Source organism: Blautia sp. AM47-4 (assembly GCF_003479865.1).
GTDB lineage: Bacteria > Bacillota > Clostridia > Lachnospirales > Lachnospiraceae > Fusicatenibacter > Fusicatenibacter saccharivorans.
In genome coordinates, this window is record NZ_QUHY01000002.1 from 191,372 (window position 1) to 213,406 (window position 22,035).

The 22,035-nt window shown below is 50.0% G+C and carries 23 protein-coding genes; 4 read left to right on the top strand and 19 right to left on the bottom strand.

Annotated elements, in window-relative coordinates:
* Window positions 1-3: 3 nt before the first annotated feature.
* The 15 genes from purN to DW965_RS02360 form a co-directional block, all read right to left on the bottom strand.
* Window positions 4-630: a phosphoribosylglycinamide formyltransferase gene (gene purN / locus DW965_RS02295; RefSeq protein WP_022462015.1), complete on the bottom strand. Its 627-nt coding sequence runs from the start codon at window positions 628-630 to the stop codon at window positions 4-6.
* Window positions 624-1,649 (bottom strand): phosphoribosylformylglycinamidine cyclo-ligase, encoded by a 1,026-nt coding sequence (purM, locus tag DW965_RS02300; protein ID WP_055221253.1) that lies wholly within the window; start codon window positions 1,647-1,649, stop codon window positions 624-626. The genes purN and purM overlap by 7 nt, the downstream gene beginning before the upstream one ends.
* A gap of 25 nt (window positions 1,650-1,674) precedes the next feature.
* On the bottom strand, window positions 1,675-2,181 hold the full coding sequence (purE, locus tag DW965_RS02305; protein WP_022462013.1) for a 5-(carboxyamino)imidazole ribonucleotide mutase: 507 nt from the start codon (window positions 2,179-2,181) through the stop codon (window positions 1,675-1,677).
* 122 nt (window positions 2,182-2,303) lie between these two features.
* Window positions 2,304-4,325, bottom strand: coding sequence for an aminopeptidase (locus tag DW965_RS02310; protein WP_118640280.1), 2,022 nt, complete (start codon window positions 4,323-4,325; stop codon window positions 2,304-2,306).
* 66 nt (window positions 4,326-4,391) lie between these two features.
* On the bottom strand, window positions 4,392-5,003 hold the full coding sequence (locus DW965_RS02315; RefSeq protein WP_119197970.1) for an HD domain-containing protein: 612 nt from the start codon (window positions 5,001-5,003) through the stop codon (window positions 4,392-4,394).
* A 65-nt stretch (window positions 5,004-5,068) separates the two neighbouring features.
* Window positions 5,069-5,386, bottom strand: a complete 318-nt coding sequence (locus tag DW965_RS02320; protein ID WP_022462010.1) for a hypothetical protein — start codon at window positions 5,384-5,386, stop codon at window positions 5,069-5,071.
* Window positions 5,367-5,843: a VanZ family protein gene (locus tag DW965_RS02325; protein WP_055221318.1), complete on the bottom strand. Its 477-nt coding sequence runs from the start codon at window positions 5,841-5,843 to the stop codon at window positions 5,367-5,369. Before DW965_RS02325 ends, DW965_RS02320 begins: the two co-directional genes overlap by 20 nt.
* Window positions 5,844-5,927: 84 nt before the next feature.
* A complete protein-coding gene (locus DW965_RS19270) occupies window positions 5,928-6,080 on the bottom strand; it encodes a hypothetical protein (RefSeq protein ID WP_055221261.1) in 153 nt (50 codons plus the stop codon).
* 34 nt (window positions 6,081-6,114) lie between these two features.
* The gene (gene pyrE, locus DW965_RS02330; protein WP_022462007.1) at window positions 6,115-6,792 is read right to left on the bottom strand and encodes an orotate phosphoribosyltransferase; all 678 of its coding nucleotides are present in this window, start codon (window positions 6,790-6,792) and stop codon (window positions 6,115-6,117) included.
* Window positions 6,793-7,009: 217 nt separating this feature from the next.
* Complete coding sequence (locus DW965_RS02335) at window positions 7,010-8,227, bottom strand: iron-containing alcohol dehydrogenase (RefSeq protein ID WP_119197971.1); 1,218 nt, start codon at window positions 8,225-8,227, stop codon at window positions 7,010-7,012.
* A gap of 228 nt (window positions 8,228-8,455) precedes the next feature.
* Window positions 8,456-9,439, bottom strand: coding sequence for a C40 family peptidase (locus DW965_RS02340; RefSeq protein WP_158582785.1), 984 nt, complete (start codon window positions 9,437-9,439; stop codon window positions 8,456-8,458).
* Between the two features lie 389 nt (window positions 9,440-9,828).
* On the bottom strand, window positions 9,829-10,731 hold the full coding sequence (locus DW965_RS02345) for a dihydroorotate dehydrogenase (protein ID WP_117804316.1): 903 nt from the start codon (window positions 10,729-10,731) through the stop codon (window positions 9,829-9,831).
* A 24-nt stretch (window positions 10,732-10,755) separates the two neighbouring features.
* Entirely contained in the window at window positions 10,756-11,526 is a 771-nt protein-coding gene (locus tag DW965_RS02350) for a dihydroorotate dehydrogenase electron transfer subunit (protein ID WP_022461999.1), read from the bottom strand.
* 107 nt (window positions 11,527-11,633) lie between these two features.
* Window positions 11,634-12,563, bottom strand: coding sequence for an orotidine-5'-phosphate decarboxylase (gene pyrF / locus DW965_RS02355; RefSeq protein WP_022461998.1), 930 nt, complete (start codon window positions 12,561-12,563; stop codon window positions 11,634-11,636).
* 37 nt (window positions 12,564-12,600) lie between these two features.
* Window positions 12,601-13,881 (bottom strand): dihydroorotase, encoded by a 1,281-nt coding sequence (locus DW965_RS02360; RefSeq protein WP_022461997.1) that lies wholly within the window; start codon window positions 13,879-13,881, stop codon window positions 12,601-12,603.
* A gap of 314 nt (window positions 13,882-14,195) precedes the next feature.
* Here DW965_RS02360 and DW965_RS02365 point away from each other — a divergent pair, with 314 nt between their 5' ends.
* On the top strand, window positions 14,196-14,396 hold the full coding sequence (locus DW965_RS02365) for a cold-shock protein (protein ID WP_022461996.1): 201 nt from the start codon (window positions 14,196-14,198) through the stop codon (window positions 14,394-14,396).
* Between the two features lie 388 nt (window positions 14,397-14,784).
* Here DW965_RS02365 and DW965_RS02375 read toward each other — a convergent pair whose 3' ends face one another.
* A complete protein-coding gene (locus DW965_RS02375) occupies window positions 14,785-15,156 on the bottom strand; it encodes a hypothetical protein (RefSeq protein WP_117509733.1) in 372 nt (123 codons plus the stop codon).
* 97 nt (window positions 15,157-15,253) lie between these two features.
* Complete coding sequence (locus DW965_RS02380; protein ID WP_117804339.1) at window positions 15,254-16,093, bottom strand: DegV family protein; 840 nt, start codon at window positions 16,091-16,093, stop codon at window positions 15,254-15,256.
* Window positions 16,094-16,419: 326 nt separating this feature from the next.
* Here DW965_RS02380 and DW965_RS02385 point away from each other — a divergent pair, with 326 nt between their 5' ends.
* From DW965_RS02385 to DW965_RS02395, 3 genes are read left to right on the top strand one after another with little or no spacing between them, the layout of a single operon-like run.
* Window positions 16,420-17,301, top strand: coding sequence for a magnesium transporter CorA family protein (locus DW965_RS02385; RefSeq protein ID WP_022461993.1), 882 nt, complete (start codon window positions 16,420-16,422; stop codon window positions 17,299-17,301).
* A gap of 6 nt (window positions 17,302-17,307) precedes the next feature.
* A complete protein-coding gene (locus DW965_RS02390; protein WP_055221274.1) occupies window positions 17,308-17,814 on the top strand; it encodes a DUF5721 family protein in 507 nt (168 codons plus the stop codon).
* 34 nt (window positions 17,815-17,848) lie between these two features.
* Window positions 17,849-18,916, top strand: coding sequence for an ethanolamine utilization protein EutH (locus DW965_RS02395; protein ID WP_118640278.1), 1,068 nt, complete (start codon window positions 17,849-17,851; stop codon window positions 18,914-18,916).
* Window positions 18,917-19,004: 88 nt separating this feature from the next.
* On the opposite strand, the gene DW965_RS02400 is transcribed toward DW965_RS02395, so the two are convergent.
* Both DW965_RS02400 and DW965_RS02405 read right to left on the bottom strand, forming a co-directional pair.
* On the bottom strand, window positions 19,005-20,984 hold the full coding sequence (locus DW965_RS02400; protein WP_022461990.1) for an oleate hydratase: 1,980 nt from the start codon (window positions 20,982-20,984) through the stop codon (window positions 19,005-19,007).
* Window positions 20,985-21,203: 219 nt separating this feature from the next.
* Window positions 21,204-21,770: a TetR-like C-terminal domain-containing protein gene (locus DW965_RS02405; RefSeq protein WP_022461989.1), complete on the bottom strand. Its 567-nt coding sequence runs from the start codon at window positions 21,768-21,770 to the stop codon at window positions 21,204-21,206.
* Between the last annotated feature and the right edge of the window lie 265 nt (window positions 21,771-22,035).

Consider the following 22,035-nt stretch of genomic DNA (forward strand, 5'->3'; position numbering starts at 1 on the left):
CTCTTACTCCTTTATCTTTACGTGTCCGTCTTCTACCGTTACCTTTCCATTTGCAATCAGATCAATCGCACGCGGCATGATGACCCACTCGGCCTCTTCCATGACGCGCTGCTGCAGTGCCTTCGGTGTATCGCCCTCGTGCACTTCGACTGCCTTCTGCAGAATAATCGGGCCGGTGTCTGTTCCGCCGTCCACAAAATGAACCGTCGCTCCCGTCACTTTGACGCCGCGGGATAATACGCCCTCGTGCACTTTCAGTCCGTAATAGCCCGTTCCGCAGAACGACGGAATGAGGGACGGATGAATGTTGATGATCTTATTCGGATAAGCATCCACAATGCTCTGCGGGATCACAACCAGGCATCCTGCGAGCACAACGAGATCGACGTTGTACGACTGCAGTTTCGCCAGCAGTGCCTCGTTGAATGCTTCTCTCGATGCAAAGGTCTTCGGGGAAAGGCATACCGCATCAATCTCCTTCTTTTTCGCACGCTCCAGCGCATACGCTCCTGCATTGTTGCTGATGACAACGGAAACCTCCGCGTTTGTGATGGTTCCCTCGTCAATCGCATCCAGAATCGCCTGCAGGTTCGTGCCGCCGCCGGAGACGAGAACTGCTAATCTTAGCATAACTGTACTCCTTTTTCTCCGTTTTCAATGTGGCCGATCACATATGGCGTATCTCCTGTGGAACGGATGGCTTTCATCGCTGCGTCTACATCTTCCGGATCAACAGCCAGTACCATACCGATACCCATGTTGAAGGTGTTGTACATCATCTGCTCGTCGATATTGCCTTTCTTTGCCATCAGATCAAAGATCGGCGGTACGGTGTAGCTGTCTTTCTGTACAACGGCTACGGTGTTGTCTTTGAGCATACGCGGAATATTCTCGTAGAAGCCGCCTCCGGTGATGTGGCTGCATGCTTTTACGGTTACACCGGCATCTTTGATGGCGCGGAGTGCTTTTACGTAGATACGGGTCGGTGCAAGCAGGGTCTCGCCGAGGGTTGCGCCGAGCTCATCATAGTATGTATTTAAAGAATCTTTTGTCATATCGAAAACTTTGCGGACAAGAGAAAATCCGTTGCTGTGAACGCCGGTGGAAGCCATGCCGATCAGTACGTCTCCGGCTGCCAGATTTTCACCGGTAATCATGTCTTTCTTGTCACATACGCCGACAGCAAAACCTGCCAGATCGTACTCATCCTCCGGCATCAGGCCCGGATGCTCTGCGGTCTCACCGCCGATCAGTGCCGCATCGGACTGCAGACAGCCTTCTGCAACGCCTTTTACGATCGAAGCGATCTTCTCCGGATAGTTCTTTCCGCATGCGATGTAGTCGAGGAAGAACAGCGGTTCTCCGCCGGCACATGCAATATCGTTCACACACATGGCAACGGCATCAATGCCGATGGTGTCGTGTTTATCAAGAATCATGGCGAGCTTCACCTTGGTTCCGCATCCGTCTGTACCGGAAAGCAGCACCGGCTCTTCCATTTCTTTGATTTTTGCCAGGGAAAAAGCGCCGGAAAAACCGCCAAGGCCGCCCAGCACCTCCGGGCGCATGGTTTTCTTTACGTGCTCTTTCATTAATTCTACTGATTTGTATCCAGCTTCAATATCTACTCCTGCGTTCTTGTAATCCATGGTGAACCTCCCTTGTCCTTTGTTTTTATTTACTGTAGTTACGGTATCCTGTTTCCTGCAGTTTTGCGTCTTTTGCCTCAACCTGCTCTTTCATTTCCTGTGTATATGCTTTCAGTTTTGCAAGCAGTTCCGGATCGGAAGTTGCAAGAATCTTTGCTGCCAGGATTCCGGCATTGGCACCGCCATTGATGGCAACGGTTGCTACCGGAATGCCGCTCGGCATCTGTACGATGGAGTACAGGGAATCACGACCTCCAAGCGATGTGGTATGCATCGGAATTCCGATGACCGGCATTGGGAAAATAGCTGCGCACATACCCGGCAGATGAGCTGCCATACCTGCGCCTGCAATGATAACCTTGAAGCCTTTCTCCTCTGCGGTTTTTGCATATTCGAAAAATACATCCGGCTCGCGGTGTGCGGAGATGATTTTCATCTCGTACTCAATTCCAAATTTTTCCAGCATGTCGGCTGCTTTGCTCATTACCGGCATATCAGAGTCGCTGCCCATCACAATTCCTACTTTAGCCATGTTGTTCTCCTTTTCTGATTAACTGTTCTAAGCGTTATTCATTAGTTATGCTTATATTTATGTTTTAATCATTCAGTTCTGCTTATAATATACTAAGCAGGCGCAGAAATGTCAACCCATAATCAGCCAAAAGGTTCATTTAATTCTTCCGTTCCCGGCAGGACGAAGCGTCCGTCCTCAATGAGAGGGATCGTCGTTTCGTCTGCTTTTTCGACCGCAACCGACTGCAGTTCGCGGTACGGAATCGTGATGTCCGTGTGGCATCCGAAGTATGCTTTCGACGGATCTTCTTTCCGTTTTGCCGAAACCTCGTTCTCGCGCGCGATTACTTCTTTTCCGTCCGGGTTGTACATCGGGCTGTCCTCCGCCCAGGCGTAGCAGGTGTCGCCCATCGCAAAATGCGGGCCCATCTTCTCTGCGATCAGGATCGGCAGTTTTCCGGCGATGCCGTACTGCTCTGCCATCACGTACGCCATCGTGTTCGTTCCGATGGCAAACTCACCGATCGGCAGCGTCCTGTGGTGATACAGCAGGTTTTCTTCTATATAAGTACGATTGTCCTCTTCTTTTTCGAAGTTTGCGCAGTCATACGCGGTGATCATGCCGTCGGTCAGCGTCAGGCAGAGATCGCGGTAATACAGCTCGTTCAGGTAGACCCCCGTCACATGGAGCACGCCTGTCGTGCCGGTAAGACTCGGGGAAGTAAAGACCTCTCCGACCGGAATATTGCAGTCGGCAACACAGTTCTCAAAATTCGTCTCTTTCGCAGGATCGTTCAGATGATGCAGCATCACGCGCAGATCCGTTCTGTTCTCTCCTTTTCCAAGCACATGCACGGAAACACCCTCGTCGAGCGCATCGATCAGGTACTGCTGGATGCGCTGGTATTTTTCGTAATCGAGCGTGTTGATCTTTACGATCTCACGGAAAATTTTTTCGTAGCGCGGATCGATCTCCGGCATCGGGTAGGCGATGATCGTGTAGCCGTACTCGTCATCCTTGATATAGCGGTTTACAATCTGGCCCGCCTCGTTCTGGAAACCGACACGGAGCTTTTGCTGGCGCTCGTTTAAGTGCAGTGCCTGTTTTTTATTTACTGGCTCAAACGGAACTTCGCCGAAGGTTTCCACCACGGCAGGGCCGGCATAGCCGTCCGCCAGTTCTTTGTACTCGTCGTATTTCACCTGCATCGCGCGGAGCCGTCTCTTCACGAGATCCTCGTTGAGATACAGCGCCTCATCGTTCCGGTGATCGTAGTCATACTGCTTATTCGCAGACGCACCGGCAACCCACGTTCTCCGCGCGCCGCGGGAAATCACCGGCTCGAGTCCCATCTCGCGGAACTGTAATATTGCCGCACGGATCATGCGCTCAAAACCGATGTGGAAGCGGATGCTGACTGTCTTCTTTTTCGACAGATCTTTTCGCGCCACGAGAAAGCACTTGCGGAAGCCTTCTGTGTAGGTGCGTGCCATCGCGTCGATTTCTTCCTGGCTGAACGTATTTAAAAAGCGGGCTGTACCCTTCTCATTTTCGGTGATATATTCGCCGTACTGGTACAGATACCGCAGATCCGTCAGATCAGATTCCATCACAATATCCTTCACAAAGTGCAGCGACGGGTCGACGATTTCGCGCACCTGGTATTCCTGGCGCTCCTCGGCGTAATCGCTCACATACCAATAAATGCTCTCTTTTACATACTGCGCGGACGGCAGCGTCTCCTCCTCGAACATCGCATACAACTCGAGATACAGCTCCATCGCCGCAGTCAGCTCCAGCAGGCGGTCCTCATAGACCCAGACAACAGCATTTCCCAGCTCCCGGTACAGGCAGCAGAGGCTCCTTCCATGCGTTTCACCAAGTGCCCGCACGGCAAACGCCGGGTTTCCGTAGGAGGTCTCATACCGCTCCCCGATCACATCTTCATACGGCTCGCGGTTAAAAACAGCCAGCTCTTCCTCGGATGCTGTTTTTAGATATCCTTCTGCGATTCTGCTCCGGATCTGGTCCATTTTGCAGAGGTACTGTGCCATCTGTGCAAAAAAATCACGGTACGGCTGCGGAACGCTTTTTTCCGCCGGAATCTGGCGGATCCGCTCAATTGCAAGCGCATACCGCTCGTTTAATAATTCATCCGTCATAAAAAATCCCTTTCTGTTTCTCTTTAACTGTTACGAGGGGCAGATCTGCCCCTCATTCTTCTTAACTTATTCCTGTTTTTCTTCCCGGTCGTCAATAATTTTTCCATCCCGGATACTCTGTTCGAGAATCTCTTCCATATAACTCCAGATCTCCTCGGAGCCGGTCGCCGTCTTCTCGTTTCGTTTTAACGGCTGGGAAATCCGCACATTGTGGCTGGTCCAGTCTTTTCCATCGTTCTCATGATTTAAAAGCAGCGGCTGGAAATTGTCCATCATATGAGCAAAGCGCGCTTCCGGTGTCTCATACGCTTCGAACTCGAGCCAGAGATCCATCAGCATTTTTCCCTGATCCTCCGGCAGCAGGCCGTAGATGCGCTCGGCCGCTTTGTGTTCTCTCTCGTCTTTTGTTTTGTTTGCCTCCGCGTCGTACGCATACGTGTCGCCTGCATCAATCTCCACGAGGTCGTGGATCAGCAGCATGAGCATCGTTCTGCCGATGTCGATTTTCTCATTCGAATATTCCTGCAGCAGAAATGCCATCACCGCCATGTGCCATGCGTGCTCCGCGTCGTCCTCCTGGCGCGAATAGCCGCGGATGTGCGTCTGGCGCAGGATCTGTTTTTCTTTATCAATCTCCAGAATAAAATTCAGCTGTTTTTCAAAACGTTCGCGATCCATCTTTTTCCCCTTTTCTTTATATGTACTCCCGGAGTCTTTCTGTGCTTGATTTTACGAGAGTACATTTATCTCACACCGATCAGAAACAGTGCCAGCCATGCGACCAGCATGCCGCCGCTCGTAATCGAGCCGAGAACCGACATTCTGTGGCTGACCTGTTCTTCTTTAAAGCTCTTCATTCCCACATAGAAGCCGTATCCCGACAGAAGGAATGAGAACAGTCCCGCTGCTCCGAGAAAAATGCCTCCGTTTCCGCGGAATGCAAACGATACGACCGAAGCCAGCAGAAACAGAAAGACCGAAGCACCTGCCATATAGAGAGCTTCCTTTCCGCCTTCCGACGGCTTCCGGACAAAATTGTAATTATACTTCTTCCTCGCCATATTTCCATCTCCTGAATTTATTGCAGATCAGGAATGCGCCGCAGCCGATCATGGCTCCAAGCGTATTCAGCATCAGATCATCTACATCAAAGCAGCCCACCTTCGTGATGAGCTGAATCGTCTCCACGCAGAGGCTGAACATAAAACCAAGAAGCGATACTTTCCAGAAACTCTCCATTTTTTTGTGCATCACCGGAACGATAAAGCCGAACGGCAGAAAACCGATCACATTGCCCGCCAGATTTAAAAATGCGGCAAGGAATCCCACCTTTTCGCGGTAAATCCAGAACCGTCTGATTTCCTGAAACGGCACCAGATTGTAACGGTAATCCAGTTCAAAAAAGTTTCTTCTCCCGTATTCTTCTGCAAAAAACAGAAAATAAACGAGCGCAAGAAGATACACCAGAAATAAAATCCGTCCCACAACGCGGATTCTGGCTTTCGTCTCCTGCTTCATCTTCGTTTCCCCTTTCTGCGTGGTATCAGAAACGCCGGAATACCTCTTCGGCGCATGCGCTTCCAAAATATTCCGGCATTTTTCTTAAAACATAATTTCCCCGCGTCGTTTCAGCAGGCCTGCTCCGCTTACGATCATCAGGACACCGGTTGCTACCCCTACCACAACCAGTACTGCGCCCATGGCGATATTTCCGCCGCCGACACGTCCCATGGTTTTATAGATTTTTTCATTCATCGTGCAAAACTCCTTTTTTCAAGTGTACCACGTCTTATTTGACACCGTACTCCTCATAATAAGCATCAATGGCAGCCTTCATCTTGTCATCGATCTGGATTTTGCCCTGGCATGGACGGTTGTACAGATAGGTGATGACATCCTCCATGGTTACAATGGCATTTGCCGGGAAGCCATAGGTTTCCTGGATTTCCTCAAGTGCGCTCTTGTCGCCTTTTCCGCGCTCCATACGGTTTAAGGATACCATCAGACCTTTGATCTCCACATTGCCCTGTGCCTGGATGATCGGGAACGTCTCCTCGATGGATTTTCCGGAGGTGGTAACATCCTCGATGATGACAACGCGGTCGCCGTCTTTAATTTTGCTTCCAAGCAGCAGTCCTGCATCTCCGCCGTGGTCTTTTGCTTCTTTCCGGTTGGAGCAGTAACGTACTTCCACACCGTAGAGATCATGAATCGCAATGGCGGTTACAACGCTGAGCGGGATTCCTTTGTAGGCCGGTCCAAACAGAACGTCGAAATCCAGTCCATAATTGTCATGGATTGCTTTTGCATAATACTCGCCGAGACGTTTTAACTGGCTTCCGGTTACGTAAGCGCCCGCATTCATGAAGAACGGGGATTTTCTTCCGCTTTTCAGAGTAAACTCTCCAAATTTTAATACCTGGCTCTCGACCATGAACTCGATAAACTCCTGCTTGTACTGTTCCATCTTTTTTCCTCCATATTTTCAGGGGAAGGCATCTTTTTTCGCAATGCCGCCCGTTTTTACTTCTATTCTTTTCTATACTACCATAAACGCCTCTGTTTTTCCAGTCCAGACACAGGATTTCGCATAAAAAACATAAAATCCACACAAATAAATTTCATTCTCTGACGCAAAAAATCCCTCCGCCCAGAGAACGGAGGGATTTCGATATGTTTTCTTTTTAGAAATCTACTTCTGTATCATAGTAGCAGCATTTCAGCAGTTTTTCCATCTCTTCAACAGATGGCTGTCTCGGGTTGGATCCGGTGCAGGCATCGGCGATGGCATTTACAGCGATGTCGTGCAGTCTCTCCAGGAATACGTCTTCCGGAACGAAGCCCTGCTCGGTCGGATAGCTGTCTTTTCCGTAGTTCTTGATGCAGTGCGGAATGTTCAGTTTGTCGTTCATGCCGCGCAGATAGTCAATGAGGAGTTTTACTTTCTCTTCCGTTGTCTCGCCGCCAAGTTTCATCTCGTCAGCGATCACTGCATAACGTTTTGCTGCAGTCTCGTCTTTTGCGTTGAACGCGATAACCTTCGGCAGGTACATAGCGTTTGCTGCGCCGTGGATCAGGTGAGCGCCGTAATCAGCGAATGCTGCGCCTGTTTTATGTGCCATGGAGTGAACAATACCAAGAAGTGCATTGGAGAATGCCATACCAGCGAGGCACTGTGCGTTGTGCATGCTGTCACGTTTTGCCATATCTCCGTTGTAGGAATCTACCAGGTCTGCCTGAATCATCTTGATTGCATACAGTGCCAGCGGATCGGTGAAGTCACAGTTCGCGGTGGAAACGTATGCCTCGATTGCATGGGTCATAGCGTCCATACCGGTGTGAGCAACTAACTTTTGCGGCATCGTCTCTGCCAGATCCGGATCTACGATTGCAACGTCCGGCGTGATTTCGAAGTCTGCCAGCGGGTATTTGATACCTTTTTCATAGTCTGTGATAACTGCGAACGCGGTTACCTCGGTTGCTGTTCCGGATGTAGAAGAAATTGCACAGAAATGAGCTTTTCTGCGGAGTTTCGGCATTCCGAATACCTTGCACATTTCTTCGAAGGTGATGTCTGGATACTCGTATTTGATCCACATTGCTTTTGCTGCGTCGATCGGAGATCCGCCGCCCATTGCTACGATCCAGTCCGGCTGGAACTCTTCCATCGCTTTTGCTCCGCGCATAACAGTCTCGACTGACGGGTCAGACTCGATTCCATCAAAAAGCTGTACTTCCATGCCGGCTTCTTTCAGGTAGTCTACTGCGCGATCCAGGAAACCGAAACGTTTCATGGAGCCGCCGCCTACACAGACGATTGCACGTTTTCCTTCGAATGTTTTCAGTGCCTCTAAAGCACCCTTTCCGTGGTATAAATCCCTTGGTAATGTAAATCTTGCCATTGTTCAGAACCCCTTTCTTGTTTTGCTTCTGATGGACAGCTCCGGCAGATCAGATCAGCAGAATTTCTGTTTTTCCTACTCTCTGTTTGAGCCGCCTTTTGTCTTTTGTTTTCGACTTTGTTATTATTATAACAAACTTTTTCAGGGATTTCCAATACAAAAATGATATTTCCTGATGTCAATTATATATGTCTTATTTACTCCCGTGCCGCCCGTGATGCCTGTTTTTCACGGTACATCGCTCTTTTCCTCCAGCTTTCCGCTTCCAGATATTTCACGAAAAACACTCCCAACCACTTTCAACGCCTCCGCCAGATCCTCCCGAAAATCCTCATCCCCTCTCCGCAGACTATTCACCCTGCACCCAAACACCCTCTCATGCCCCGTACAGTGCAGATACCTGCCGTCCCCCAGATACATCCCCACATGCCCCCTCCAGAACAGCAGATCCCCGGCCTTCGCCCTCCCTCCATCCAGACACCATCTCCTCCCCTTCTCTCCAGATCGCTTCATCCTCCCCTTCTCTCCAGATCGCTTCATCGGATACCCTTCCTTGATATCCGCATCCCGCCAAATCAAACCCCATTCATCAAATACACCATAAACACCACACCCGAACATCAAATACACCATAAACACCACACCCGAACAGTCAATCCCATCCGCCGCCTTCCCGCCCCACCGGTACTGGCATCCAAGATACCCCTTCGCACACTCCACAACCTTCCTCCGAAACTTCTCTTCCGACCACCCCTCCGGAATCCCCTGCTCCACAAAAAACCTCTCTTCCGATTTTCCCCACAAAAACCGATCCGAATCCAGTCTTTTTCTTAATGCCACCTCCGGCACAAACCCACTGATCCCATTCTCCAGTCTTTTTCTTAATGCCACCTCCGGCACAAACCCACTGATCCCATTCGCCAGTTTCACCCTGCAATACCCATTCTCCGTCTCCTCCATTTTCTCCACAAAACACCCCCGTCCCAGCGTCTCCAACATCCGCGCCTGCACCCGCGCTCCCCTCATCACATCCGCAAACCCGCGTGTCACCACATCACGTATTCCCTGCCTTTCCCTCCCCTCCATCCACTCCCGGCTTTTCTCTTCAATCAAATTCCTCTCCATCCACCCCCGATACCCATAATGCGTCCAAACCTCAATCCACCCATAATGCGTCCAAACCTCAATCCACTCCCCCTCATCTTCCCACATCACGCTCCATCCAAAAAAACACCTCATCCACCACATCAACCCCATTCTCCTCATACAAAAACGCCCGCTTCACTTTAATGATCCCATACTTCATCTCACATACCACCTTCCATTTTCTATATACTATGCACCCACCACAACACTCTCACGCCGATCCGCCCCCGGCGGATCCAGACCTACTTCGTTTCAGCTCCACACAACCAGACCTCACTGGAATTTGCGCCTGCCGTGTGGCGGGCATAGAAAAAGAGGGCAGAAACTATGAGCCCGGAACAGGTGCAGGAAAATGGGATGGTTCCCGTTTCCCTGTACCCATTCTGAGCCACAGTTCCGCCCTCTTTTTCTCGCCCGCCGCACCGCAGATGCGAAGCCGCTCGAGGCCGTCCGTCTTATCTCACCGCCCCGATCAGCGAATTAATATCGTCAACCTTATGCCTTCTCATATACTCTTCGATACCGCGAACCGTTTCAACAGTCGCATACGGATTAAAGAAATTCGCCGTCCCAATCGAAACCGCCGTAGCCCCCGCCAGAATAAACTCCAGCGCATCCTCCGCCGACGCAATACCGCCCATACCAATAATCGGCACTTTCACTGCCTGCGCCACCTGATACACCATCCGCACCGCAATCGGCTTCACCGCCGGCCCCGACATACCGCCAGTCTTATTCGCAATCGCAAACTTCTGCCGTTCAATATCAATCTTCATCCCAGTAAGCGTATTGATCAGCGACAGCACATCCGCCCCGCCGGCTTCCGCAGCCCGCGCCATCTCCGTAATATCCGTCACATTCGGGCTCAATTTCATAATAATCGGCTGCTTCGCATATTTTTTAACTTCTCTGGTGATCGCCTCCACCGCCTTCGGATCCTGTCCAAACGCAATACCGCCCTCCTTCACATTCGGGCACGAAATATTAATCTCCAGCAGATCCACCGGCTCCGAAGTCAATCGCTCCACAACCTCACAGTAATCCTCCGTCGTCCGTCCACACACATTCACCACAATCTTCGTGTCAAACTGTTTCAAAAACGGAATATCCCTCTCACAGAACACATCAACACCAGGATTCTGCAGCCCGATCGCATTCAGCATTCCGCCGTAAACCTCCGCAATACGCGGCGTCGGATTCCCCGGCCACGGCACATTCGCAACACCCTTCGTCACAACCGCGCCAAGCTCCTTCAAATCCACAAACTCACTGTACTCCGCGCCGGAGCCAAACGTACCAGATGCCGTCATAACCGGATTCTTCAGTTCCACACCCGCCAGATTCACACTTGTCTTCATCGCTTTTTCTCCTCCTCGCGTCACTTACAGCTCAATTTCCGTACTTAAAAAGACAGGTCCGTCCTTGCAGATCCGCTTGTTGTGCACATGTGAATGACCATCCACCTCAGTCGACTGGCAGACACACGCAAGACATGCGCCAACGCCGCACGCCATCTTCTCTTCCATCGAAATCCAGCATGGAATTCCCTTTTCCAGACCGTACGCCTTAATCGCACGCAGCATCGGAGCCGGACCGCAGGCAAAAATTACATCTGCTTCCAGATGATCCTCGCGCACCGCATCCATCACATTGCCCTTCACACCGGCACTTCCGTCCTCCGTTGCAATATGAAGATCGCCTGCCGCAGCAAACTCCTCATTTAAGAACAACTCATCGCGGTAACCACAGCAGATGATCGTGTCCGTTCCAAGATCCTTCGCCGTCTGCAGCATCGGCGGAACACCGATACCGCCGCCCATCAGCATCACACGTTTTCCCTTACCTTCCTCGATCGGGAATCCATTTCCAAGCGGCCCTAAAATATCAACCTCATCCCCCGCTTTCAGATGCGAAAACTCCTCCGTTCCTGCACCTGCCACACGGTAGACAATCCGAAGTCTTCCTCCCTCTCGGTCGATCTCACAAAGAGAAATCGGACGCGGCAGAAGACGGCTGCCGTCCTTCGAAAACAGAGAAATAAACTGGCCGGCCTTCGCCTCTTTCGCAATCACTTTCGTGGAAATCCACATGCTGTAAATTCCTTTTGCAATGCACTCCTGACTTTCCACAGTACAGCATTCCTTGATTTTCATAAGCTGAACACTCCTTTTATTTTCTTGAATCGGCGAAAAGCCCAAAATATCCTCCGGCGGACATAACATCTACCCGGCAGACCTTCTGAGCTTTTCACCCTGTATTCTTATTTTGCAGCAGCAAGCGCCCCGCTGATATCCTCAACCATATCCTTTACAGCTGCTCTCGAAGCATCCGCAAAGTTCTCAGTGCCAAACTCGGCATATTTTTCCTGTTTGTAAGCAGCGATAATACCTCTCGAAGAGTTTACGATTGCACCCAGTCCGTCCTCATTGAAGAAGTGAACGAGGTCTTTTCCTTTTCCGCCCTGTGCACCGTAGCCCGGTACCAGGATGTAGGATTTCGGCATTACCTTACGCAGCACCTTGCCCATCTCCGGGTACGTAGCGCCGACAACAGCTCCCACATAGCTGTAATCATCGCCCATGTGCTCCTCGCCCCACGCGGCAACCTGCTCGCCGACCCACTCATACAGCGGACGTCCGTCGATGATGCGGTCCTGGAACTCGCCGCTGGACGGGTTCGAGGTTTTTACCAGAACAAAGATACCTTTTTTCTCCTCTTTGCAGACCTTGATGAACGGTTTTACGCCGTCAGATCCAAGATACGGATTGACAGTTGCAAAATCCTCATGGAATCCGGCATAGGATTTGCTTCCCACCTGCACGTGGCCGAGGTGGCCGACTGCATACGCCTCAGAAGTAGAACCGATATCGCCTCGTTTGATATCGCCGATGACAACGAGACCCTTTTCCTGGCAGTAGGAAACGGTCTTCTCATACGCTGCCATTCCCGGAACGCCGAACTGCTCATACATGGCAACCTGCGGTTTTACAGCCGGAATCAAATCGTATGTTGCGTCGACAATCGCTTTATTGAACTGCCAAACGGCCTCTGCAGCTCCTTCGAGTGTCTCTCCGTACTCGGCAAATGCCTTTTTCTGTACGTGCTCCGGCACATAGTTCAGCATCGGGTCCAGACCTACGACGATCGGTGCATTTGTTTTTTTAATGTTTGCAATCAGTTTGTTAATCATCTGCTTACTCTCCCTCTTCTGTCTTTTCTTATAGAAATTACTCAGCTTCGTATACAATCTTGCCGCCGCATACGGTAGCCATAACTTTTCCTTTGACTTTCTTACCGCCGAACGGAGTGTTTTTGCCCTTGGAAACAAACTCCTTCGGATCGATCACATACTCTGCTTCCGGATCGATGACAACCACATCGGCGTCCATGCCAGGTGCAAGAGAACCTTTCTTGTCCAGGTGCAGGATTTTTGCCGGATTGTAGCTCATCTTCTCCGCCATCTGCATCGGGGTGATGATCTCGGTATCCACAAGTTCGGTGATGGTAAGAGCCACGCTCGTCTCCAGTCCGACGATGCCGAACGGAGCTTTCTTGAAGGACTCCTGTTTCTCGGTCAGCGCATGCGGTGCATGATCGGTGCTGATGACATCGAAGACATCGTCTTTCAGACCCTGGCGCAGTGCCTCGAGATCCTCTTTCGTACGGAGCGGCGGATTCATCTTGTAGTTGGTGTCGCCCTTTACGATGTCGTCGCTGCAGAGGGTAAAGTGATGCGGGCAGACCTCGGCGGAAATCGAAACGCCGGCCTTTCTCGCCTCACGCACCATATCCACGCTCTCTTTGGTCGAGCAGTGACACAGATGCAGGTGTGCACCTGTCTCTGCGGCAAGTACGATATCTCTTGCAACAATCGTGTTCTCTACGGAGTTTGTGATGCCCGGCAGATGCCACTCTCTCGAGTTTGCATCCTCATTCATGCAGCCGCCGTTTACGAGGTTCTTGTCCTCGCAGTGAGCCAGCACCGGAATGTTTTTCTCTGCGGCAATCTCCATTGCCTCTTTGTAGAGCAGCGCGTTCATAACGGATTTTCCGTCCTCGCTGATCGCCGGGATGCCGGCTTTTACCATGCCCTCGATATCGGCGAGCTCTTCACCCTTCTGTCCTACTGTGATGGCGCCTGCCTGCAGTACATTAATCGGAGAAAAACGGTCTGCTTTGATCGTTACATAGTTGACGCGGTCCGGGCTGTCGATGACCGGTTTTGTATTCGGCATCGCTACCAGCGTTGTCACGCCTCCTTTTGCTGCTGCTTTCGAACCGCTTTCAATATCTTCTTTATATGTCTGCCCCGGGTCGCGGAGATGTACATGCATATCGATGATGCCAGGCATTACATAGCAGCCTTTTGCATCTATTACCTGCGCATCTTTTACGCGGATTCCTTTTTCAACCCGTGTAATAACGCCGTTTTCGATCAGAACATCACTGATTTCGTCTTTTTGGGTGGCCGGGTCGATGACCTGTCCATTTTTGATTAAGATACTCATCTTACGTTCTCTGATCCTTTCTTTTCTTCTGGCCGTCGTCCGACCATTTATTCCTTTTTATAATACACGAAATCTTTCCTGAAATAAAGAGTTTTTTCTTGACTTTTTTGATTTGCAAGATTATAATGGTCTCAATCGAGAAGATGTTGAGATGTAATACGTGGTCACTAGCTATTAGAGATTATATTAGCATTCACCTTCAATATAATCTGTAATAGCTAGTGAATTTTTTTATCAAAAGTTCACTCGCTTATGGGGGAACATATGCATTCCCACATCATGCTTATTTTTTAATTTTATGGAGGTAACTCACAATGAACAAGGGAACAGTGAAATGGTTTAACGCAGAGAAGGGCTATGGCTTCATCACAGGCGAAGACGGAAACGATGTATTCGTACATTTCTCCGCTATCCAGGGTGAAGGATTCAAAACTCTTGACGAAGGTCAGGCGGTTACTTACGATCTTACCGAGGGTGCTCGCGGAATGCAGGCTTCCAACGTTGTTAAATGCTAATTAACCATAAGCGAAAGGCCGGGGGATGTATGTCCTCCGGTTTTTTAATTTACGCGGGCAACGAGCCAAAGTCCATGCCTGCACGAGACCTTGGCGACTGCCGCGATAACTTGAGAAACTCGCGGAGCGTGTTTCTCATAGTTTTTTCTATAGCAAGACCCGAAAATAATGCAAAAAAGGCAGTGCTGCAGAGCGCGAATTGCAAGGAACAGATTTGAAGGCGTACTGGGGTACGACGAAAATCTGTGACGCAGTAATTCACGCTCTGCGGTGCTGAATTTTTTGCATTATTTTCGGGGATTGCTATAAATCTCTATAACAAAAGCGCTTATCACTCCGGGATTTTCCCGTCTGTGGTAAGCGCTTTTACTTTCTTTAACAATTCTGCTTATTCCGCTGTACTTTCGCTGATGGAATCTGCTGTGCTGTCACTTGCCGTATCTGCTGTGCTGTCCGAAGATGTATCGGAAGCATCAGAGCTGTCGCTGGTGTCATCTGCACTGCTGTCGCTGGATGTGTTGGTCTCGCTCAGATAATTCTGAATATCCGTCACGTTCATCGTTGTGGTTTCTGTCGTGCGGTTCGCCTTTTTCTCTGCTACCGAGTTCTGGTAAACAGCAACGGAGAACCAGCCGATCAGGGTAGCCAGCACAACGACGAAAGCGGTAACTTCCAGTCTCGTGATCCATCTTTCACGTCTCATGATTTTCTCACGGTTCGCTTTTTCCTTTTTATAGCGGTCAACTTTTTCCTGACTCATGGTTCTACTTCTCCTTTGATTTCTAAAAAGTGCTCGGCGGCACTTTCAAACATGTTGAAAATTATACTACATTTTCAACAAAAAGGGAAGAGAAAAGTTATAATGCAATGATAATTCCGCCGTCATTTGCATACATACTGCTGACGCCCTGGGTATCGAGTACGAAGACATCCTGTACCGCAAGGCGCTCCAGAAGGGCTTCTTTTACCATCTCGGCGCGCTCCGGGCAGTTGCAATGAGAGATGGCAAGCGTTTTGTTTTCTACATGCTGTGCGTCATTTACAATGGCATCGACCATTTTCATCAGTGCTTTGTTGATGCCGCGCGCCTGATCGAGCTGAACGATATCGCCCTCCGGTGTGGCGCCCATGACCGGTTTGATTTTAAGGGCGGATGCAACGAGTGCTTTCGCCTTGGAAAGACGGCCGTTTTTCCGCAGAGTTTCGAGATTTTCCAGCACGAAATAGGTGTTCTGTGTGCTGATATAGAGTTCTACTGTCTCTACGACGCGCTCAAAGCTCATGCCGGCTTCCTCGCACTCCACGATTTTTTTCACGATCAGGGTCTCTCCTATCGATGCGCTTCTGGAATTGAATACGTGAATCTTCAGATCCTCGTTCTCCTCCTGCGCCAGGTTTGCACCGAGCACTGCGCTGTTATAGGAACCGCTGAGCTGTGCGGAAAGTGTGACCGCGTAGCACCGTTCTGCTCCGTTCAGAAAAGATTTCCGGAAATAATCCGGCGACGGGCAGGCGGATTTCGGGCACTCCGGACATTCCGCTACTCTCTTTAAAAAATATTTCTGGTCGAATGTCTCGTCATCCAGAATGGATTCTCCGCCGACTTCCAGGGTCAGCGGTGCAATTTCAATATTTCCTCTTTTTTTCATATCTGCTGTCAGTTCACAGCAGCTGTCTGCAACAATGTGAAAACTCATATATTTTGTCCCTCCAAACTTGATTCCGCTTTTTCTCACTGCGGATGTTTCGTATTTCCAATCACCGCTCTTTTTCAAACCTTCCTGAACTAGGGACGAATTCGACACAGTGAATTTTTTGATATTTTGTCATGTAGTTTTGATAACTACATTTTATCATAACACACTTAGTGCTCCATTGCAAAAAGTTTTTTCCCAATAAAAGTTTTTCCGTTAAAAGTTTTTTCCTTTTCTTGTCGCACTCCCCTTTTTGCGGTATACTACGGTCATACGGCTTTTTTGTTTATGGATATTTTTCCATTGCTTATTTTCAGGAGGTGGTACGTATGGAATGGACTTTTTCGGATTCGGTCCGGCTTTCCCTGCTTTCGTTTTCGGAAGCTTCCAAAGCCTGCGCGGCGCTGCCCGGATTTTCTCTTTTCCGGCGCAGTCTGCAGCCGGAGCGCATCGAATACTGCCGCGCAGAGCTGCTGCCTGACTGCCTGGTCGGATCGCTTGCCGTCCCGGACAAGACGCATCCGCTTCACCTTGCATTCTCGCTTGCGTTTTATCTCGACCGGGGGCAGCTTATTCTGGCAGCCGACGAACAGACACTTCCGGCTTTGCAGAGCCTCCTCTTCCCGGAAGAACCGCTCGATACTTCCGATGTCTTCCACCTGTTTTTCTCGTTTCTGGAATCGCTGATCCAGGAGGATATGCTCTATCTGCAGAATTTTGAGAAGCGCCTCGCGACAATCGAGGAGTCTCTTCTCGACACTCTGCCAAAAGAGCTGCAGCGGACCCTGATCACGATTCGTCGGGAGCTGCTCGTGTTCCATGCCTATTACCAGCAGCTTCTCGACATGTGCGAAATACTCTCCGAGGACGAAAATCACTTTCTTCCCCCGGAATGCGCCCGTCAGTTTTCGCGCCTTGGAAACCGCGTGGACCGTTTGTACGACCACACCCAGATGCTGCGGGAGTACGCCCTGCAGATCCGCGAGATGCAGCAGGCGCAGATCGACCTGCGTCAGAACGATACGATGCGGATTCTGACGGTCGTCTCGACGATCTTTTTCCCGCTTTCCCTGATCGCCGGCTGGTACGGCATGAATTTTACGCATATGCCTGAGCTTTCTGCCCCGTATGCGTACTTCATCCTGATCGGCGTCTGTATTCTCATTGTTGCTGTTGAAATTTGGTATTTTAAAAAGAAAGGCTGGTTTTAACTACGGATGATTATCCTGCAGATTACACAGTTAAAGAATTTTATGAACACTCTGCTCCGTCTCGAGACATTTGACCGCTTTCCCGTCTCCGAGGCGTCGATCACAACGTTTACGACGTTCTCCATCGACGGCAGTCTTCACACGGACTTTTTCGATCCCGATGACGCGCAGCTCTTAAAAGAAAAAGGGCGGACGCGGCTTCTCTGGAAAGATGTGAAATCGTTCTGCTATTCCGTCATCAAAGGAAAACGGACACCCCTGCAGTTCAAATTTGTGTTTCAGCTTCCGCAGGCGGCGTGCGAAAAAATGATCGCGGACCATGCGCTGCCGCTGGAAATAGAGAACGTGTTTGGATGCTTTCTGAATTTTCAGTATAAGGACGGAAAACTCTTACTTACCACCGGAACTTCCCTCAAAATCTTTACGATGGACAAGTCGCTCGACCGCGTCTTCGATGAGGAAGTCCGCCAGTTTCTGCTGAAAAATGAAATTGCATTTGAAGAACAGATATAAAGACAAAATACTTATTTAGAAAGGTTCTCTTTTTATGAATCAGATTATTATGTGGATCATGGCAGTCGGCGCGGTACTCGGCGGTGTCGACCGGATCGCTGGCAATCGCTTCGGACTTGGAAAACGGTTTGAGGAGGGCTTTACGCTGCTTGGACCGACGGCACTTTCCATGTCGGGCATCATCTGCCTCACCCCGCTGCTCTCCCGCTTTCTCCGTTTCGCCCTCGTTCCCATCTGGAACTTTTTGGGGCTGGATGCGGGACTTCTCGCCGGCATTCTCGCCATTGACATGGGCGGCTACCAGCTCGCCGGAGAGCTTTCGGCATCGCAGGAGATGGTGCGCTACGCAGGACTTGTGATTGCGGCGACGCTTGGCTGTACCATCACCTTTACGATTCCGGTCGGCATGGGAATGCTGAAAAGCGGCGACCGCCTCTTTTTCTCCCGCGGCATGCTGATCGGCACGGGCACGCTTCCCGTCACGATGATCGTCGGCGGACTGCTCTCAGAACTCTCTTTTCTGCAGATCGTACTTCAGTCGCTCCCGGTGCTCCTCTTCTGCTTTCTGCTGATGTTCGGCATCTGGCGTTTTCCGGAGCAGACCGTGCGCGCGTTCACGGTATTTGCAGATGTGATCCGGCTTCTGACGACGATCGGCCTCATCGCGGGCGCGTTCTGCTATATGACCGGCTTTTCGCTGCTCCCGGACCTTGCGCCGCTGGAGGACGCGATGGCGGTCGTCTCGTCCATCGGCATTGTACTGCTCGGCAGCCTTCCGACGGCGGAGCTTTTACAGCGGGTGCTCAAAAAGCCGCTCTCTTTTATTGGAAGAAAAACCGGCATGAACGACAGCAGTGCCGCCGGCCTTCTGATGGGCATTGTCAGCCCTGTTCCGGCGATCACAATGATGGAAAAAATGGACGAGCGCGGAAAGATTGTAAACGCAGCTTTCCTCGTCTCCGCCGCATCGACCATCGCCGCACATATGGGATTTACGTTCGGCACCGATCCTGATTTTGTCGTGCCGCTTCTCGTTGCAAAGCTCGCTGGAGGCATCGCCGCCGTCTGTGCCGCGCTGTTTTTCACGAAGAAATCTGCTTAATTGTTTGAGAGCATACATAGCAACGCAATAAGACCTGCGCCGTTTGAAAGCGCAGGTCTTATTGCATTTCTTACTTATTTTCTATTTCTTATTTCACCATATCCTCTTTGATAATTCCATGCTCTTTTAAGAGATCTCCAACTACATTTCCATCTACCAGTTTCAGCAGAGGTTTTTTCAGCAGGTTGAGCGGTCCAGGAAGCTCGATTTCCAGCGGAGATTTTCCATCCATCAGTTTCACGGAGCTGTCCAGCAGATCGCGGATATCGTAAACGCTGCCCCATACTTCCGGCACGCCGCGGTCTACGCCGAGGAGTCCGTAAACAGCTTCCATTGCGGTACGAACGGAATACTCTGTCGTGAAGATGGTATCTCTTGGTGTCTCAGCGAACTGTCCGAGGAATGCGAAGTTGACGCAGCCATCCGGGATGACATCCGGGCGGTCGCCCTTTCTTCGTGGCATAAAGAATGCGGTGATATACGGCATCATGGTCGGTACGCAGACAGCGCTGTTCTCTGCCAGCTCCGGAATCTGGTCAACCGGCACGCCGAGGTGGTACAGCCACTCTTCGGTGATCTCTTTACCAGTGCACTCTTTCATCGGTTTCTTCACATAGTCGCCAGGTACGTCGGTGAACAGGCTGTAAACCCATACGCATACCTTATCTTTATCCTGCTCTTTGAACTGTCCCTGACGGTTGATGGTCCAGCTTAAAAGCCACTTGGAATCCTGGCAGCTTACGATACCGCCGGTAACAACCTTTCCGGTTCTCGGATCACGTTTGCAGATATTGGTGATATACGGAATGATCTTATTGTCGAGAGTGGTAATTGTTGCGGATTCCCAGTTTGTCTTTGCAATATCGGAGCAGAATTTCTCCGGATGTCCAAAGGACGGATCCTGTTTTGCAATGTTTTTCCACAGGCTCCAGCAGCCGCTCGTGCGGACCTCTGCATCACCGTTCGGTGCATGGTTCTGATCGCCGTAGATCGTGCCTTCGGTGCAGCTTCCGTTGGTAACGAAGACGAGGTCATTCTCGGTGAGAACGATGCCTTTCTCGACGCCGTTTACCTTGCACTCAATGGCTTTTGCTACTTTCTTTCCATCGTTGATTTCAAAGATAACGTTGGTTACTTCGGTATTGAACTGGAAGTCTACGCCGGCATCCTCGAGGTATTTCTTCATCGGAAGAATCAGGGATTCATACTGGTTGTACTTCGTGAATTTCAGTGCGGAGAAGTCCGGCAGTCCGCCGATGTGGTGAATGAACCGCTGGAAGTACAGCTTCATCTCCAGTGCACTATGCCAGTTTTCAAATGCGAACATCGTTCTCCAGTACAGCCAGAAGGTGGAATTGAAGACTTCATCATCGAAAACATCCTCGATCGTCTTGTCGTACAGATCCTCGTCTCTTGTCATGAAGAGTTTCATGATCTCCATGCAGCCTTTCTGGCTCAGGTTGAACTTTCCGTCGGTATGGGCATCCTCGCCGCGGTTCTTCGTTGCACGGCACAGGGAGTAGTTCGGGTCTTTTTTGTTCAGCCAGTAATACTCATCAAGAACGGATACACCAGGTGTCTCAATTGACGGGATGCTGTGGAACAGATCCCACAGGCACTCGAAGTGGTTTTCCATCTCACGGCCGCCTCTCATGATGTAGCCGCGGGTCGGATCGTAGATACCGTCGCAGGCACCGCCGGCGATGTCCATGGCTTCCAGAATGTGGATGTGATCGCCTTTCATCTGGCCGTCTCTTACAAGGAAGCACGCTGCTGCGAGGGCCGCGAGGCCGCTTCCTACGAGGTATGCGCTCTTCTCATCGACGCCTTCCGGTTTTTCCGGTCTTGCGAAGGCTTCGTAGTTTCCGTTGGTGTAATAAATGCCTTTGCTGTTTTTCTTATCTTTTCCGCGCTCGGTGTTGCGGTAATCATTCTTTGGTTCTGATGTTACAGTGGTTGTCTCCGCTGCTTTTTTTGCTTCACTCTTGTTTTTTGCCCGCAGCACTGCTGCTCCAGCTCCGATGACTGCTGCTGATGCGATTCCGAATTTTAATCCTTTTTTTGACATAGACGTTCATCCTTTCTTTTCTAAATACGACTGCCGGAATGTTTTTTCGAATTTCCGGTTCGTATAGGTTATGCTGCTTTCTTTGTTTTACAAGTTTCTATTTGTGTTGCCATTGTCTGTTGACAATTTGAATCTTACTTCATTTTTCCCCGCTTTTCCATTTACAAAACAGGGCGGATGATTAAATTTTTATCATCCGCCCTGTTTTGTAAAGTGTAACTATATTTTATTTCTTTTTTCAAAATTTCGGATGGAATTGACGACATTTCCTTCCATCGTGCGGTGCATTTTTTCCGCAATCATATGGTAATCCACTTTCATTCCGTCTTTGATCCAGTCGAGCATGACACCGGTAAAGCTATACTTATAGAAATCTGCGATAAAACTCTGATCCGCCTCGGAGATGCCGGTTCCCTTTGCTTTTTCCTGCACGACACCGTACAGCAGATCGTGCGTCAGATGAAAGAGATATGTTTCGATCTGCTCCCGGCTTACAGAGTGATAGACATTCATAATAAATGGTTTATTCTCGAGCACTGCCTCAAAAATCTGCTGCAGGCCTTCCTGCCATGTCTCATACGTTTTCTTCCCCTGCAGCGCCTGCGTCGCATCCTCCAGGCACGACCATTCGACAAGATCGTAGATATCCTTAAAATGATAATAAAACGCCATCCGGCTGATGCCGCAGTCTGTCGTCAGATCGTTGATCGTAATTTTGTCCAGCGGCTTTTTCAAAAGCAGCTTTTTTAATGACGCTTCCAGCGCCGCCTTTGTCGCATTTGTCATGTATTTCCTCCATTTTTCTTTTATGTACCCTCGGAATCTTTCTGTTCGAAACGCTTCTATGCTTTTTCATTGTAGCATATCCATTCTCCAGAAACAACTGCGCAGCCCTTTTGATCAGACTTTACAAAAAGTTTAGAAAGTACCGTAATACCAGTAAATTCAATACTTTCCGTCGTTCTGTTAGCACTCTTTTTTCTCGAGTGCTAATTTCCCCTTGACTTTTCCCTGTGCCAGTATTACTATAACTATCAGAGCAGTAAAAAAG